Source organism: Pseudomonas sp. AM8 (assembly GCF_036346475.1).
GTDB lineage: Bacteria > Pseudomonadota > Gammaproteobacteria > Pseudomonadales > Pseudomonadaceae > Aquipseudomonas > Aquipseudomonas marginalis.
In genome coordinates this window covers 315,898-331,252 of the sequence record NZ_JAOTNX010000006.1, presented here as the reverse complement: position 1 = coordinate 331,252, position 15,355 = coordinate 315,898, and the positions used below count along the sequence as shown (strand labels likewise).

The following is a 15,355-nucleotide window of genomic DNA, read 5'->3' as shown; positions in this document are numbered from 1 at the left end:
ATCACAAAGGGTGAAATGCCTCGACTTTTTTCACCGTAATAGCTATTTTCAACATTCGCTGAAAAGGGCTAAATTAATGAAAGAACTCGAAATTCACTCCAGAGACGCGCTGCGAAGCCTCCTGAGCAAGGTACCGATTCTCGAGATTAAAAGCCTCAAAACTATGCCTCCTTCCAAAGGCTGGACTCCCGACTTCATTATCGAGATTAACGCATCGGGCAAATCACGCCCCCTGGTATGCGAGGTAAAAGCAAACGGCCAGCCCCGATTCATAAACGCGGCCATACTTCAGCTTCGCGACTATGTGAGCGAGCAAAGGCCAGAGGCGACGCCTATTGTGGTAGCCCCCTATCTTTCACCCGTAGCAAGACAACTGTGTCGGGAAAAGGGTGTGGGATATCTGGACCTGGAAGGTAATGCCTGGATCTCGTTCGATGGTGTATTCATTGATCACCAAGTAGCTGACAAGCCGCTCTCGGAGCACAGGGAGCTTAAGTCTTTCTTCAAACCGAAATCAGCGCAGATCATACGCACGATGCTTCGGGATCCGGGCCGAGCCTGGCGGGTGGTAGAACTGTGCGAAGCCGCCGGGGTGAGCCTGGGACAGGTCAGTAATGTCCGCACAGCACTACTGAATCGAGAATGGGCAAGAGCGACAAACGACGGCGTATGTCTATCCGATCCTCAAGCGCTCCTGGATGCATGGACCGAAGCATACGAGCCTCCATCAGGAGAGCGTAAGGGCTTCTATACCACCTTACATGGCAGCGCATTGGAAAATGCCGCGCGCATCGCTATTGGAGAAAGGAGCGACGGACACGCACTTTTTTCCTCCTTTTCTGCCGCTCAATGGCTCGCACCCTATGCTCGCATCAGCACGAATTACTTTTATGCCGACATTGAAGGGCTAGAGAGACTGGTTAAAGCACTACAGTTGGTTCCTGCATCAAAGGGAGAGAACGTTGTCATCACTTTACCCAACGACGAAGGACTCCTACTGGACACCGTTGAACCCGCACCGGGCGCCCTGTGCACCAGCCCAGTTCAGACATATTTGGATCTATCGGTTGCGGGAGAGCGCGGAAAGGAAGCCGCCGAATATCTACGGCAGGAAAAACTGACATGGTCTCGTTAATCCCTCAAGAACCTCAATCGGCCTCAGATTATGACGACAGAACGACAGCTGCCGTGAAGGCGGTATTAGTCGAGATCGGTCAGATCCTTGGTTCCTTCAAAGGCAAGTTTGCAGTGATCGGTGGAGCGGTGCCTTGGCTCCTGCTGGCGAACGACGATATGCAGCACGTTGGAACCCTCGATGTCGATTTGAGCTTGGACGCAGAGGCTCTCGGTGATGGCGAATACGCGACGTTGATTGAAGCACTGATGGGTAATGGGTATGAACAAAGAGGAGAACTGCGGCGATTCCAGCTCGTTCGCCAGGTTCCCGTGCAAGACGGTGGATCGGCGATAGATGTGATCGTGGACTTCTTGATGCCGCGCGACGCCGAAATCATCCAGAACAAACCTCCCATTCTCAACGACTTTGCAGTTCAACGCGCTGATGGTGCCGACTTGGCGATGCGCTTCTATCAAATGGTTGCCATTGAAGGCTCCATGCCTACGGGTGGCAAAAATCGTGTCGAGGTCGCGGTGTGCTCGATCCCCGCCCTGCTGGCGATGAAGGGATACGCCCTGAACGGAAGGCACAAACAGAAGGACGCATATGACATCTACTACTGCGTCCGTAATTTCCCCGGTGGCATCCAAGCGCTTGCAGGAGAATGTCGATCAGTACTGGGAACCGGGAGTGGAGAACAGGGATTTCAGTTCATCGGCGAAAAGTTTGATATCGCCGAAGGCTATGGCCCAACTGCCGTAAGGCGATTCGTCGAAGACAGCCAAATACTCGGAGATCGCACACCGGAGCAATGGCAACAAGACGCTTTCGGGCAGGTTGACGCTTTATTGCGCGCCTCGAGACTGCGGGAGTAGCAACACCCCGAAACCCGAGCCGAAAAAAGGCCCCGATCAATTGAATGGAACGGGGCCTTTTTATTGTGGCGATTACTGAACGCCGAACTGCTCGCGATACGCCTTAACTGCCGGCAAGTGCTGCTTGAGCTGCGGGTCGTCTTCCAGGAACTGCAGCACCTGGTTCAACGACACGATGCTGACCACTGGAATGCCGAAATCACGCTCCACTTCCTGGATCGCCGACAACTCACCGTTGCCACGCTCCTGGCGGTTCAGCGCGATCAGCACACCGGCGGCCTTGGCGCCGTCCTGGGAAGCGATGATCTGCATCACTTCACGGATAGCCGTACCGGCCGTGATCACGTCATCGATGATCAATACATCGCCGGTAAGCGGCGCGCCCACCAGGCTGCCGCCTTCGCCATGGGCCTTGGCTTCCTTGCGGTTGAAGCACCATGGCAGATCGCGCCCATGATGTTCCGCCAGGGCCACGGCTGTTGCAGCGGCCAGGGGGATGCCCTTGTAGGCCGGGCCAAACAGCACGTCGAAGGAAATACCGCTTTCAACGATGGCTGCCGCGTAGAAACGCCCCAACTGAGCCAGGGCCGAGCCCGAGTTGAACAAGCCTGCATTGAAGAAATACGGGCTGGTGCGCCCGGACTTGAGGGTGAACTCACCGAAGCGCAAAACCCCGCGATCGATGGCAAAACGAATGAAATCGCGTTGATACGCCTGCATGAAAAAAGCCTCAGATACCACGGATTTAGCTAATTAGGTAGACGGCGTGTATCATACACGCACGCGATTTTTGGGGCCATTTATGCGGATCATCAGTGTGAACGTTAATGGTATTCAGGCTGCAGTCGAGCGTGGTTTGCTCAGTTGGCTGCAAGCTCAGAATGCCGACGTCATCTGCCTGCAGGACACCCGCGCCTCCGCCTTTGAACTGGACGACCCAGCCTTCCAACTGGATGGCTACTTCCTTTATGCCTGCGATGCCGAAGTGCCCACCCAAGGTGGCGTGGCTTTGTACTCGCGGTTGCAACCCAAGGCGGTCATCAGCGGCCTCGGCTTCGAGACAGCCGACCGCTACGGGCGCTACCTGCAAGCCGATTTCGACAAGGTCAGCATCGCGACCTTGCTGCTTCCTTCGGGGCAGAACGGCGATGAAGACTTGAACCAGAAGTTCAAGCTAATGGACGATTTCGCCCGTTACCTGGATAAACAGCGACGCAAACGTCGCGAGTACATTTACTGTGGCTCGCTGTACGTGGCGCAACAGAAGCTGGATATCAAGAACTGGCGTGACAGCCAGCAATCCCCGGGCTTCCTGGCGCCGGAACGGGCCTGGATGGACGAGATTGTCGGCAACATGGGCTATGTGGATGCGCTGCGCGAAGTCAGCCGCGAAGGTGACCAGTACAGCTGGTGGCCAGACAATGAACAGGCTGAGATGCTCAACCTGGGCTGGCGCTTCGACTACCAGTTGCTGACCCCGGGTCTGCGCCGGTTCGTTCGCAGTGCACGCCTGCCGCGCCAGCCGCGCTTCTCGCAGCACGCGCCGCTGATCGTGGACTACGACTGGACACTGACCATCTAGGGTCTTTATCCAGGCACAAAAAAACCGACATCGCTGTCGGTTTTTTTGTGGGTGTCGATTATTTGACCAGGCGCCAGGTCAAGGGATAGCGATAGGCGATCCCTTTGTTGGCTTTGATTGCGCCGATGATCGTCAGCACCACGCTTGCGATGACCAAGGCCGTCATCAGGAAAAACCCAATGACCGCGAAGGCCAGCACGATGCAAATGATCCAGGCGATGGCTACGGTGATCTGGAAATTCAGTGCCTCCTTGCCCTGGTCGTCAATGAACGGATCCACTTCTTTTTTCATCTGCCACAGGATCAGCGGCCCCACGACGCTGCCGAAGGGGAATACAAACCCCAGGAACGCAGCAAGATGGCACAACATTGCCCCCTGACGCACCTCGTAGGAAGGCGTAGGCACCGGCATTTGGCTGTCATTCATGGCGCTTCTCCTTGAGGCGTACTCAGTCAGCCAGTGCGGCGTTCTGCAGTTCGAAGATCTCAGTCATGCCTTTCTGGGCCAGGGCCAGCATGGCGTTCAGCTCGGCCGGCTGGAATGGCGCACCTTCGGCGGTGCCCTGCACTTCGATGAAACCACCGGTGCTGGTCATCACTACGTTCAGATCGGTCTCGGCAGCCGAGTCTTCCAGGTAATCCAGGTCCAGCACCGGCTCGCCCTGGTACATGCCCACCGATACGGCGGCGATCATCTGCTTCAGTGGGTCGCCGCCTTTCAGGCCGCCGCGCTTCTTGATGACTTTAAGCGCGTCGACCAGCGCCACCATGGCGCCGGTGATGGAGGCGGTGCGCGTACCGCCATCGGCCTGGATCACGTCGCAGTCGACGTAGAGAGTCACGTCGCCCAGCTTGGTCATATCCAGGGCCGCGCGCAGGGAGCGCCCGATCAGGCGCTGGATTTCCAGGGTACGGCCGCCTTGCTTGCCACGGCTGGCTTCACGCTGGTTACGCTCGCCGGTGGCGCGTGGCAGCATGCCATATTCGGCGGTCAGCCAACCCTGGCCCTGGCCCTTGAGGAAGCGCGGCACGCCATTTTCAACGCTGACGGTGCAGATAACCTTGGTATCGCCAAACTCGACCAGTACGGATCCCTCGGCGTGTTTGGTGTAGTTGCGGGTGATGCGGATCGAGCGGAGCTGATCGGCAACGCGACCACTTGGACGTTTCATAGGGGATACCTGTACTGAGGACGAAAAACTGCCGAGCATTATAGAGCCGCGAGCCGATTCGGGGCACTGCTAAAAATCTGCTTACGAATGCCCAGGGTTTGGGCGCGCCCGCCCCACTGCGCTACAATCCCGCGCCTTCGCAGCCTGTCGGCTTCAATTTACCCATCAGCCCGCTTTCGCGGGACTGCATCGCGAGGTACCTCCATGGTGCACAGCATGACCGCCTTTGCCCGCGTCGAAAAAGCCGGCGCCCAAGGCACCCTGAGCTGGGAACTGCGCTCGGTCAACAGCCGCTACCTGGAGCCGCACCTGCGCCTGCCGGAATCCTTCCGCGACCTCGAAGGCGCCGTGCGTGAGGCACTGCGCCAGGGCATCTCCCGCGGCAAGCTGGAATGCACCCTGCGCTTTACCGAAGAAACCACCGGCAAGCCGCTGCAGGTAGACCGCGAGCGCGCTGCGCAACTGGTCGCCGCGGCCGAAACCGTCGCCGGCCTGATCAAGCAGCCCGCCGCGCTGAACCCTCTGGAAGTACTGGCCTGGCCCGGTGTGCTGGTGGCCGACGCCTCCGATCCGCAAGCCCTCAACGCCGAAGCCCTCGCCCTGTTCACCCAGGGATTGAAGGAACTCAAGGCTGGCCGCGAGCGTGAAGGCGCCGAACTGGCCCGACTGATCAACGAGCGCCTGACGTCGATCGAAGCAGACGTGGTCACCTTGCGCGAGCTGGTACCGCAGATGCTCGCCACCCAACGCCAGAAGGTCCTCGACCGCTTCACCGACATGAAGGCCGACCTCGACCCCGTGCGCCTGGAGCAGGAAATGGTGCTGCTCGCGCAGAAGAGCGATGTCGCCGAAGAACTGGATCGCCTGAGCACCCACATCCTCGAAGTGCGCCGCGTGCTCAAGTCCGGCGGCGCCGCTGGTCGGCGCCTGGACTTCCTGATGCAGGAACTCAACCGCGAAGCCAATACACTGGGCTCCAAGGCTTTCGATCCGCGCAGCACCACGGCGGCGGTCAACCTCAAGGTGTTGATCGAGCAGATGCGCGAACAAGTACAGAATATTGAGTAAGGCAACCTCCATGACCCATAGCACCGGCACCCTGTACATCATTTCCGCCCCTTCGGGCGCGGGCAAGAGCAGCCTGGTCAAGGCCCTGACCGACGCTGACGAGCAGATTCGCATCTCGATCTCCCACACCACCCGCGCCATGCGTCCGGGCGAGGTGAACGGCGTGCACTATCACTTCGTCGAGCGCACCGAGTTCGTCAAGATGATCGAGCATGGCGACTTCCTCGAGCGCGCCGAGGTGTTCGGCAACCTCTACGGCACCTCGCAGAGCCACCTGCAGCAGACCCTGGACGAAGGCCACGACCTGATCCTGGAAATCGACTGGCAGGGCGCCGAGCAAGTGCGCCAGCTGATGCCCAAGGCACGCTCGATCTTTATCCTGCCGCCGTCGCTCGAAGCCTTGCACCAGCGCCTGACCAACCGTGGCCAGGACAGCGACGAGATCATCGAAGGCCGCATGCGGGAAGCTGTCAGCGAAATGAGCCACTATGTCGACTACGACTACCTGATCATTAACGACGATTTTTCCCACGCGCTGGATGACCTGAAGGCGATTTTCCGCGCCAATCAGCTCCAGCAAAAGCGTCAACAGCAGCGTTTCGGCAAATTACTCGCCGAACTGCTCGGCTGATTGGCCCTTCCCAAAACCGCTGCAAGGGCTTTACATTGGCGCTTGCAGCGGTTTTGCGAGAGCCTGCGAAAAATCAGCGCTTCCCTAAACGCTGGTGATTTTTTAAACTGCTCAGTCCGCTCGCCCAACCGGGCAGCGCGCATCTTGCATTCGCTCCGAGGAATATCATGGCCCGCGTAACCGTTGAAGACTGCCTAGACCACGTGGCAAACCGCTTTGAGCTGGTCATGCTCTCTACCAAGCGTGCCCGTCAACTGGCCACTGGCGGCAAAGAGCCCCTGGTCCAGTGGGAAAACGACAAGCCTACCGTTGTAGCCCTGCGTGAAATCGCTGAAGGCCTGATGAGCTACGAGTTCATCGCCAACGCTGAAATCGTTGAAGACGAACCGTTGTTTGCAGCGTTCGAGGACGAGTCCAACGAGGCCGTCTAAGCCTATGCCTGGTCGACGTAGCACGGCGCGGGGTCACAGCCTTCGGCAGGAGTTCACACTTTGCCGAGCATAGACGCCCTCGCCGATCGCTTATCGGCCTACCTCGGCCCCGACCAGGTCAACCTGGTCCGCCGAGCGTATTTCTACGCCGAACAGGCCCACGACGGGCAACGCCGCCGAAGCGGTGAGGCGTACGTCACCCATCCTCTTGCGGTGGCGAATATCCTGGCCGACATGCACATGGACCATCAGAGCCTGATGGCCGCGATGCTGCATGACGTGATCGAAGACACCGGCATTGCCAAGGAAGCGCTCAGTGCGCAATTTGGCGAAACCGTGGCCGAACTGGTCGACGGGGTCAGCAAACTGACCCAGATGAACTTCGAGACCAAGGCCGAAGCCCAGGCGGAAAACTTCCAGAAAATGGCCATGGCCATGGCCCGGGACATCCGGGTGATCCTGGTCAAGCTGGCCGACCGGCTGCACAACATGCGCACGCTGGAAGTGCTGTCCGGCGAAAAACGCCGGCGCATCGCCAAGGAAACCCTGGAAATCTACGCGCCCATTGCCAACCGGCTGGGTATGCACGCCATTCGTATCGAGTTCGAAGACCTCGGCTTCAAGGCCATGCACCCGATGCGTTCGGCGCGCATCTACCAGGCCGTCAAGCGCGCCCGGGGCAACCGCAAGGAAATCGTCAACAAGATCGAAGAATCCCTGAGCCATTGCCTGGCGATCGACGAGATCGAGGGCGAGGTCAGCGGCCGGCAGAAGCACATCTATGGCATCTACAAGAAGATGCGCGGCAAGCGCCGGGCCTTCAACGAGATCATGGACGTGTACGCGTTCCGCATCATCGTGGACAAGGTCGATACCTGCTACCGCGTCCTCGGTGCTGTACATAATTTGTACAAACCCCTGCCGGGGCGCTTCAAGGACTACATCGCCATTCCCAAGGCCAACGGCTATCAATCGCTGCATACCACACTGTTCGGTATGCACGGGGTGCCGATCGAGATCCAGATCCGTACCCGCGAAATGGAAGAGATGGCCAACAACGGCATCGCCGCCCATTGGCTGTACAAATCCAGCGGCGACGAGCAGCCCAAAGGCACCCATGCCCGCGCCCGCCAGTGGGTCAAGGGCGTGCTGGAAATGCAGCAACGTGCCGGCAACTCCCTGGAATTTATCGAAAGCGTGAAGATCGACCTGTTCCCGGACGAGGTCTACGTATTCACGCCCAAAGGCCGCATCATGGAGCTGCCCAAAGGCTCCACTGCGGTCGACTTTGCCTACGCGGTGCACACCGACGTCGGCAACAGCTGCATTGCCTGCCGGATCAACCGCCGTCTCGCGCCGCTGTCCGAACCGCTGCAAAGCGGCTCCACGGTCGAGATCGTCAGTGCACCCGGAGCCCGCCCGAATCCGGCGTGGCTCAACTTCGTGGTCACCGGCAAGGCCCGCACACACATCCGCCACGCGCTGAAACTGCAGCGCCGCTCCGAGTCCATCAGCCTGGGCGAACGCCTGCTGAACAAAGTGCTCAACGGCTTCGACAGCGCCTTGGACAAGATTGCGCAGGAGCGCGTGCAAGCGATGCTCCACGAGTACCGCCAGGAAACCATCGAAGACCTGCTGGAAGATATCGGCCTGGGCAACCGTATGGCCTACGTGGTCGCACGCCGCCTGCTGGGCGAAGGCGAACAGTTGCCAAGCCCCGAAGGCCCGCTGGCGATTCGCGGCACAGAGGGCCTGGTGCTCAGCTACGCCAAATGCTGCACGCCGATCCCTGGCGACCCGATTGTCGGCCACCTGTCGGCTGGCAAGGGCATGGTTGTTCACCTCGACAACTGCCGCAACATCACCGAGATCCGTCACAACCCGGAAAAATGCATCCAGCTCTCGTGGGCCAAGGATGTCACCGGCGAATTCAACGTCGAACTGCGCGTGGAGCTGGAACACCAGCGCGGCCTGATCGCCCTGCTGGCCAGCAGCGTCAACGCGGCCGACGGCAATATCGAGAAAATCAGCATGGACGAGCGCGATGGTCGCATCAGCGTGGTCCAGCTGGTGGTCAGCGTGCATGACCGCGTGCACCTGGCCCGCGTGATCAAGAAACTGCGCGCCTTGACCGGTGTGATCCGCATCACCCGCATGCGTGCGTAGCCCATCCATTACAAGGAGTCATTCATGACCAAGACCGTTATCACCAGCGACAAGGCCCCAGCCGCCATCGGTACTTACTCCCAGGCCATCAAGGCGGGCAACACCGTCTACATGTCCGGCCAGATCCCGCTGGACCCAAAGACCATGGAACTGGTGGAAGGCTTCGAAGCCCAGACCGTACAGGTCTTCGAAAACCTAAAGTCCGTGGCCGAAGCTGCCGGCGGCTCGTTCAAGGACATCGTCAAGCTGAACATCTTCCTCACCGACCTGAGCCACTTCGCCAAGGTCAACGAGATCATGGGCAAGTACTTCGAACAACCTTACCCAGCCCGCGCCGCCATTGGTGTTGCCGCCCTGCCAAAGGGCGCACAGGTTGAGATGGACGCAATTCTGGTCATCGAGTAAAACACCCGGCGCAGCCTCCACAGGCTGCGCCGACTTCGTTTTAAAAGGATTTCATGATGCGCAAAGCGCTTGTAGCCTCTTCGTTGCTCGCCCTGTTGCTCGGCGGCTGCGCCAGCAACCCTGCCAACCAGGATGTGAGCGGCACCTGGATCAACCAGGTCGCCATCGATGCGGCAGCCAAGGGCGGCCCTTTGCGTGAAGCGCTGCAAAGCTATGGCCCGAACCTCGAATGGGAGGTCAACCCCAAGGCTTCGCAGGCACGTTACTACAACGGTTTTGAAGTCGCCGAAGGCAAGTTGCTCGGCGAACAGTCCGGCGCCTGGAGCGTCGACTTCTACGGCAGCTCCGCCACTGAACTCAAGCGCAAAGGCAGGCAACTGCTGCAAGTGGCCAACGACAACGAGCCCGAGCAGCTCTTTGCCCGCGCCAAGGAACCTGCACCGGAAGGTGCGCCGCTGGGTGCCAACTTCGAACGCGCCCTGTACGCAGCCTATATGGGCGGCGACTGGAAGATCACCGACGGCTTCGGCAACGGTGCCACTGTCCAGTTCCAGCCTGACGGCAAGGTCGCCGGTTTGCCCAATGTTGATCGGTACTATCTGTGCCTGGCCGGTGACTGTGCCTCCATGAGCGGCGGCTACGACAGCATGTGGCTGCAGCTCAACGGCGTGGGCAACCCGTGGATCTTCATGCGCAAAGGCAAGCAGTTGGAGATCTTCCAGGCGGTCAACACCGCTCAAGCGGATGAAGTGCCTCAGTTCACTCCCGGGCCGCGACAGTGGCTGTTGGAAAAATAGTGATACAGAACGAAGGGGCCCACAGGCTCCTTTTTCTTTAGCCTGCCACCTGTTTTTTCACCCATTGGCAGGTTGTTCTATGCACAAGCCCGTTGCCCTCAGCCTTATCCTGCTGAGCGGCTGCCAACAGATGCCGCCACCCGTCGACATCAACGGACTGTGGATCAACCAGGCCGCCATCGACTCCGCGACCCAAGGCCGGCCCCTGTTGCGCGCCATTGAAGCGCACGGTTTGAATCTTGAGTGGAACATCGACACCCGTGCCGGCAAGGCGCAGTTGAGCAACGCTTTCGAATCAGGCGAAGGTCAATTGGTGCCAAAAGCACCGGGCACATGGACCGTCGACTACGACGGGCACGGCTACGACGAACTGCGGTTGACGAATAATCAACTGATCCAGCAGCCCCAGTCACAACGCCCAGGCCAGGTGTTCAAACGCCCCGCCCAACCAGCCACTACTGGCGCCAGATGGGGCACAACCTTCAGGTTCGCATTGAATTCAGCCTATATGGCCGGCCGATGGAAAATCCTCGAAGGCCAAGGCACAGGCAACTTCGTCACGTTCGCGACCGACGGCGCTGTGTCAGGGCTGGGAAGGCACAACCGATACAAGCTTTGCCTGGGAGGCGATTGCGCCACTCAAGGCGCCGGTAATGACACCCTTTATCTGGGCAACGACGAGACCTCGGACGGATGGATTTTTGTCCGTTCCGGTAGACAGCTGGAGATTTTCCAAGCGATCAACCTATCCCGACCAGACCAGATCCCTCATCTCACGCCAGGTCCGCGCCAGTGGTTGCTGGAAAAACAGTGAGCCAAAAGGAGCCCGACTCGGACTTCTCACTCATTCAGCGCTTACCTTCAAGGATCGCAGCATACCCCTCGCGGTAACTCGGGTAGGTCGGCACCCAGCCCAACGCCTTGATACGCGCATTGCTGCACTGCTTGCTGCCCGCTCGCCGCACACTGGCATCCTCGGACCATTCCGTCACGCCCAAATAGTCTCGCAACCAAGCCACCACCTCGGCCAGCGGCGCCGGTGCATCGTCGACGCCGATGTAAACCTGATCCAGCGAACCGCCCTGCTCTACATGCCGCAGCAGAAACGCGAGCAGGCCCGCCGCATCGTCCGCGTGAATCCGGTTGCCATAGAGAGGCGGGTCGACGGCTACACGGTAGCCTTGGCGCACTTGGGTCAGCAGCCACTCACGGCCCGGGCCATAGATGCCGGTGAGGCGCACGATGCTCGCCGGGATACCGCTATTGAGCGCCACGCGCTCGGCTTCCAGCATCACCTGCCCGGAATAACCTTTCGCCTGGGTCTCGGACGTTTCGTCGACCCATTCGCCATTTTGCTGCCCGTACACACTGCTGCTGGATACAAACAGCAGGTGCTTGGGCTCCTGGCCATAATCCTTCAGCCACTCCAGCACATGCTGCAACCCTTGCACGTAAGCGGCGCGATAACCGGCCTCATCGTGGTCGGTGGCGGCGGCGCAGTACACCAGGTAATCCACCCCGCCGATCGGCCAGGTGTCAGGGCAATCTTTGTTGAAGAGGTCGCCGGCAATGCCGATCACCCCGTCGGGCAGGCGCGAAATATCGCGCCGCAGGCCATGAACCTCCCATTCCGAGGCCAGCAATTGGCTAGCCAGCCGACTACCCACATCGCCACATCCGGCAATCACAACAGAAGGCACAGACATCATAAAACTCCGTTCTTAAAGGTCTAGATTAGCCCTCGCAGCAGACCGGCGGCCAGAAAAAGGGCAAATAAAGTTACTGTATTACTTCTGTTAACAAGAATTACTTGCAATAATAACCGCCCATTTGTCCTCGCCCCCTTTGGGTCTGGAAGGACGATCACTCATTTTCTTCTCTCAGGTCCGGCCAGCATGACACGTAATACAACCCCCGCTTCGCCAACCACGCTTCACAGCCCATCCCGCGCCTGGCGTGCGATTGCTGCGATGCTGTTCAGCGTACTGCTGGCGCCGACCGCCGCATTCGCTGATGCCACCGCCCCGGCTACCCCGGCCGCCGCCGAGCACAATGCTGCGGCTCCAACCGCACCCGCTGCGGCCACCGACCCGGCCCAGGCTGCAGTCCCAGCCGCCGCCGACGAAACCGGTGTCGTGCTGGAAGAAGACAACACCCTGGGCATGGCCCACGACCTGTCGCCATGGGGCATGTACCAGAATGCTGACGTGGTGGTGAAAGCCGTGATGATCGGCCTGGCCATCGCGTCGATCATTACCTGGACCATCTGGATCGCCAAAGGCTTCGAGCTGCTGGGTGCCAAGCGCCGTCTGCGCACTGAAATCGTCCACCTGAAGAAGGCCACCACCCTCAAGGAAGCCAGCGAAAGCGCGACCAAGAAAGGCACCCTGGCCAACACCCTGGTGCACGACGCACTGGAAGAAATGCGCCTGTCGGCCAACACCCGTGAAAAAGAAGGCATCAAGGAGCGCGTGGCGTTCCGCCTGGAACGCTTGGTTGCAGCCTGCGGCCGTAACATGAGCAGCGGCACCGGCGTGCTCGCGACCATCGGCTCCACCGCGCCGTTCGTCGGCCTGTTCGGTACCGTCTGGGGCATCATGAACAGCTTCATCGGCATCGCCAAAACCCAGACCACCAACCTCGCCGTCGTCGCCCCCGGCATCGCCGAAGCCCTGCTGGCAACCGCCCTGGGCCTGGTCGCCGCGATTCCTGCGGTAGTGATCTACAACGTCTTCGCCCGTTCGATTGCCGGCTACAAGGCCCAGGTATCGGACGCGTCGGCAGAAGTCCTGCTGCTGGTCAGCCGCGACCTCGATCACCTGCCTACCGAGCGCAGCTCGCAACCGCACATGGTGAAAGTGGGGTAATCGGCCATGGGCCTGCATTTGAATCAAGGCGACGACGAACTCGTCGAGAACCACGAAATCAACGTCACGCCGTTTATCGACGTGATGCTCGTGCTGCTGATCATCTTCATGGTGGCCGCTCCATTGGCCACCGTGGACATCAAGGTTGACCTGCCCGCCTCCAGCGCCAAGCCTGCGCCGCGGCCGGAGAAACCGATCTTCCTCAGCGTCAAGGCGGACCAACGCCTGTTCCTGGGCGAAGAAGAGGTCAAGACCGAAACCCTGGGGCCGGTGCTCGATGCCAAGACCCAAGGCAAGAAGGACACGACGATCTTCTTCCAGGCCGACAAGGGCGTGGACTACGGCGACCTGATGAGCGTGATGGATGCCCTGCGGGCAGCCGGCTACCTCAAGGTAGGCCTGGTCGGACTTGAGACGGCAGCCAAGAAATGATCACGACGCGCCACAAACTGACGCGTTATGGCACCAGCCTCGCCGTCGTGCTGGGCGTGCATGCCGTCGCGATTGCCATCGCGCTCCACTGGTCAGCGCCGCGCACGGTGCAGTTGCCGCCGGCAGCCATGGTCATCGACCTGGCCCCGATGCCAGCACCGCCGCCGCCGGCGCCGCCGAAAGTGGTAACGCCGCCGCAACCGCCTGCACCGGTGGAAGAGCTGCCCCTGCCGAAACTGGCCGAGGCTCCCAAGCCAACGATCCAGGTGCCCAAGCCGGTCAAGCCAAAACCTAAACCGCAGCCGCCCAAGCCGGTGGAGAAAAAGATCGAGCCGCCCAAGGAGAAACCCTCCGAGGACCCGCCGAGCGACGCTCCGCCCACCAAGGCACCGGCTGAAAAATCGGCCCAGCCCGTACCTGGCCCGTCACCGCAACAGATCGCCGCCAAAGCATCCTGGGAAGGCACGCTGCTGGCACACTTGCAGAAGTACAAGAAGTACCCGCCAGGTGCCCAGGCCCGTGGCAAGGAAGGCCTGAACCGCCTGAAGTTCGTGGTGGATGGCGACGGTAACGTGCTGTCCTACGAGTTGGTGGGCCGTTCCGGCAACGCCGACCTGGACCGCGCCACCCTGGACATGATCCGTCGTGCCCAGCCGCTGCCCAAGCCGCCGGCCGACATGCTCAAGGGCGGCAGCATCGAGATCGTTGCACCGTTCGTGTACAACATCGAGAAACGTCGTCGCTGAAAATGATGGTGGCGAGGGACACCCCTCGCCACTCTCAGCAAAATCTCGCGCATTCCCCCCTCAATCCCCAGCAAAGTTCTGATAACGTGCGTCTATCGATTGCAGCCGGTATGCTTGGCCCGCAACCTCATGGACGCCCGCTATGACTCTTACAGAATTACGCTACATCGTCACCCTCGCCCAAGAGCAACACTTTGGCCACGCGGCCGAGCGTTGCCACGTCAGCCAGCCGACGCTGTCGGTGGGCGTGAAGAAGCTTGAAGACGAACTCGGTGTGCTGATTTTCGAGCGCAGCAAAAGCGCCGTGCGCCTCACCCCGGTGGGCGAAGGCATCGTGGCCCAGGCCCAGAAGGTGCTGGAACAGGCGCAAAGCATTCGCGAACTGGCCCAGGCCGGCAAGAACCAGCTGACCGCACCGCTGAAAGTCGGCGCCATCTATACCGTCGGCCCGTACCTGTTCCCGCACCTGATCCCGCAACTGCACCGCGTCGCGCCGCAGATGCCGCTGTATATCGAAGAAAACTTTACCCACGTGCTGCGCGACAAACTGCGCAACGGCGAGCTGGACGCGATCATCATCGCGCTGCCGTTCAACGAAGCGGATGTGTTGACCCTGCCGCTCTACGACGAGCCGTTCTACGTGCTGATGCCCGCCTCCCATCCGTGGACGCAAAAAGACACCATCGACGCCGGCCTGCTCAACGACAAGAGCCTGCTGCTGCTCGGCGAAGGCCACTGCTTCCGCGACCAGGTGCTGGAAGCCTGCCCGACCCTGACCAAAGGCAACGACGGCGCCAAGCACACCACTGTGGAATCCAGCTCCCTGGAAACCATCCGGCATATGGTCGCGTCCGGCCTGGGCATCTCGATCCTGCCGCTGTCGGCAGTGGACAGCCATCACTACGCCCCCGGCGTGATCGAAGTGCGCCCACTCACGCCACCGGTGCCGTTCCGTACCGTGGCGATTGCCTGGCGCGCCAGCTTCCCACGGCCCAAAGCCATTGAGATCCTCGCCGACTCGATCCGCCTGTGTTCGGTGGCCAAGCCGCCTGCTGCGAGCTAAGTA

General features: G+C 60.2%; 18 protein-coding genes. 14 read left to right on the top strand and 4 right to left on the bottom strand.

Annotated features, from left to right (window positions below):
* The first annotated feature begins 76 nt into the window (after positions 1-76).
* Both V3W40_RS17135 and V3W40_RS17130 read left to right on the top strand, forming a co-directional pair.
* On the top strand, positions 77-1,135 hold the full coding sequence (locus V3W40_RS17135) for a type IV toxin-antitoxin system AbiEi family antitoxin (protein WP_330215389.1): 1,059 nt from the start codon (positions 77-79) through the stop codon (positions 1,133-1,135).
* Entirely contained in the window at positions 1,123-1,992 is an 870-nt protein-coding gene (locus V3W40_RS17130) for a hypothetical protein (protein ID WP_330215388.1), read from the top strand. The genes V3W40_RS17135 and V3W40_RS17130 overlap by 13 nt, the downstream gene beginning before the upstream one ends.
* A 72-nt stretch (positions 1,993-2,064) precedes the next feature.
* Here the strand turns inward: V3W40_RS17130 and pyrE are convergent, their stop codons facing one another.
* The gene (gene pyrE / locus V3W40_RS17125) at positions 2,065-2,712 is read right to left on the bottom strand and encodes an orotate phosphoribosyltransferase (protein WP_027608288.1); all 648 of its coding nucleotides are present in this window, start codon (positions 2,710-2,712) and stop codon (positions 2,065-2,067) included.
* Between the two features lie 82 nt (positions 2,713-2,794).
* On the opposite strand from pyrE, the gene V3W40_RS17120 reads away from it, so the two are divergent.
* The gene (locus V3W40_RS17120; protein ID WP_003195493.1) at positions 2,795-3,574 is read left to right on the top strand and encodes an exodeoxyribonuclease III; all 780 of its coding nucleotides are present in this window, start codon (positions 2,795-2,797) and stop codon (positions 3,572-3,574) included.
* 58 nt (positions 3,575-3,632) lie between these two features.
* On the opposite strand, the gene V3W40_RS17115 is transcribed toward V3W40_RS17120, so the two are convergent.
* Positions 3,633-4,001 (bottom strand): DUF4870 domain-containing protein, encoded by a 369-nt coding sequence (locus V3W40_RS17115; RefSeq protein ID WP_027608287.1) that lies wholly within the window; start codon positions 3,999-4,001, stop codon positions 3,633-3,635.
* Between the two features lie 22 nt (positions 4,002-4,023).
* Complete coding sequence (gene rph / locus V3W40_RS17110) at positions 4,024-4,746, bottom strand: ribonuclease PH (protein WP_027608286.1); 723 nt, start codon at positions 4,744-4,746, stop codon at positions 4,024-4,026.
* A 204-nt stretch (positions 4,747-4,950) separates the two neighbouring features.
* Between rph and V3W40_RS17105 the strand changes: the two genes are divergently transcribed.
* The 7 genes from V3W40_RS17105 (at position 4,951) to V3W40_RS17075 (ending at position 11,058) form a co-directional block, all read left to right on the top strand.
* The gene (locus V3W40_RS17105) at positions 4,951-5,814 is read left to right on the top strand and encodes a YicC/YloC family endoribonuclease (protein WP_065926714.1); all 864 of its coding nucleotides are present in this window, start codon (positions 4,951-4,953) and stop codon (positions 5,812-5,814) included.
* 10 nt (positions 5,815-5,824) lie between these two features.
* On the top strand, positions 5,825-6,445 hold the full coding sequence (gene gmk, locus V3W40_RS17100; RefSeq protein ID WP_027608284.1) for a guanylate kinase: 621 nt from the start codon (positions 5,825-5,827) through the stop codon (positions 6,443-6,445).
* A gap of 167 nt (positions 6,446-6,612) precedes the next feature.
* Positions 6,613-6,876 carry a DNA-directed RNA polymerase subunit omega gene (rpoZ, locus tag V3W40_RS17095; protein ID WP_017735757.1) on the top strand — a complete coding sequence of 88 codons (264 nt, stop codon included), beginning with the start codon at positions 6,613-6,615 and terminating at the stop codon, positions 6,874-6,876.
* Positions 6,877-6,936: 60 nt separating this feature from the next.
* On the top strand, positions 6,937-9,042 hold the full coding sequence (gene spoT / locus V3W40_RS17090; protein ID WP_005792489.1) for a bifunctional GTP diphosphokinase/guanosine-3',5'-bis pyrophosphate 3'-pyrophosphohydrolase: 2,106 nt from the start codon (positions 6,937-6,939) through the stop codon (positions 9,040-9,042).
* 24 nt (positions 9,043-9,066) lie between these two features.
* Entirely contained in the window at positions 9,067-9,447 is a 381-nt protein-coding gene (locus V3W40_RS17085; protein ID WP_003176922.1) for a RidA family protein, read from the top strand.
* Positions 9,448-9,503: 56 nt separating this feature from the next.
* Positions 9,504-10,244 carry a hypothetical protein gene (locus V3W40_RS17080; protein ID WP_330215387.1) on the top strand — a complete coding sequence of 247 codons (741 nt, stop codon included), beginning with the start codon at positions 9,504-9,506 and terminating at the stop codon, positions 10,242-10,244.
* Positions 10,245-10,323: 79 nt separating this feature from the next.
* The gene (locus V3W40_RS17075) at positions 10,324-11,058 is read left to right on the top strand and encodes a hypothetical protein (RefSeq protein ID WP_330215386.1); all 735 of its coding nucleotides are present in this window, start codon (positions 10,324-10,326) and stop codon (positions 11,056-11,058) included.
* Between the two features lie 34 nt (positions 11,059-11,092).
* Here the strand turns inward: V3W40_RS17075 and V3W40_RS17070 are convergent, their stop codons facing one another.
* The gene (locus tag V3W40_RS17070) at positions 11,093-11,950 is read right to left on the bottom strand and encodes an SDR family oxidoreductase (protein WP_330215385.1); all 858 of its coding nucleotides are present in this window, start codon (positions 11,948-11,950) and stop codon (positions 11,093-11,095) included.
* 189 nt (positions 11,951-12,139) lie between these two features.
* Between V3W40_RS17070 and exbB the strand changes: the two genes are divergently transcribed.
* From exbB to V3W40_RS17050, 4 genes are all read left to right on the top strand, one after another.
* Positions 12,140-13,111 (top strand): tonB-system energizer ExbB, encoded by a 972-nt coding sequence (gene exbB, locus V3W40_RS17065; protein WP_330215384.1) that lies wholly within the window; start codon positions 12,140-12,142, stop codon positions 13,109-13,111.
* A 6-nt stretch (positions 13,112-13,117) separates the two neighbouring features.
* Complete coding sequence (gene exbD, locus V3W40_RS17060) at positions 13,118-13,543, top strand: TonB system transport protein ExbD (protein WP_017526806.1); 426 nt, start codon at positions 13,118-13,120, stop codon at positions 13,541-13,543.
* Positions 13,540-14,289: a TonB family protein gene (locus V3W40_RS17055; RefSeq protein ID WP_027608280.1), complete on the top strand. Its 750-nt coding sequence runs from the start codon at positions 13,540-13,542 to the stop codon at positions 14,287-14,289. The genes exbD and V3W40_RS17055 overlap by 4 nt, the downstream gene beginning before the upstream one ends.
* A 142-nt stretch (positions 14,290-14,431) precedes the next feature.
* A complete protein-coding gene (locus V3W40_RS17050; protein ID WP_015886540.1) occupies positions 14,432-15,352 on the top strand; it encodes a hydrogen peroxide-inducible genes activator in 921 nt (306 codons plus the stop codon).
* Positions 15,353-15,355 lie beyond the last annotated feature (3 nt).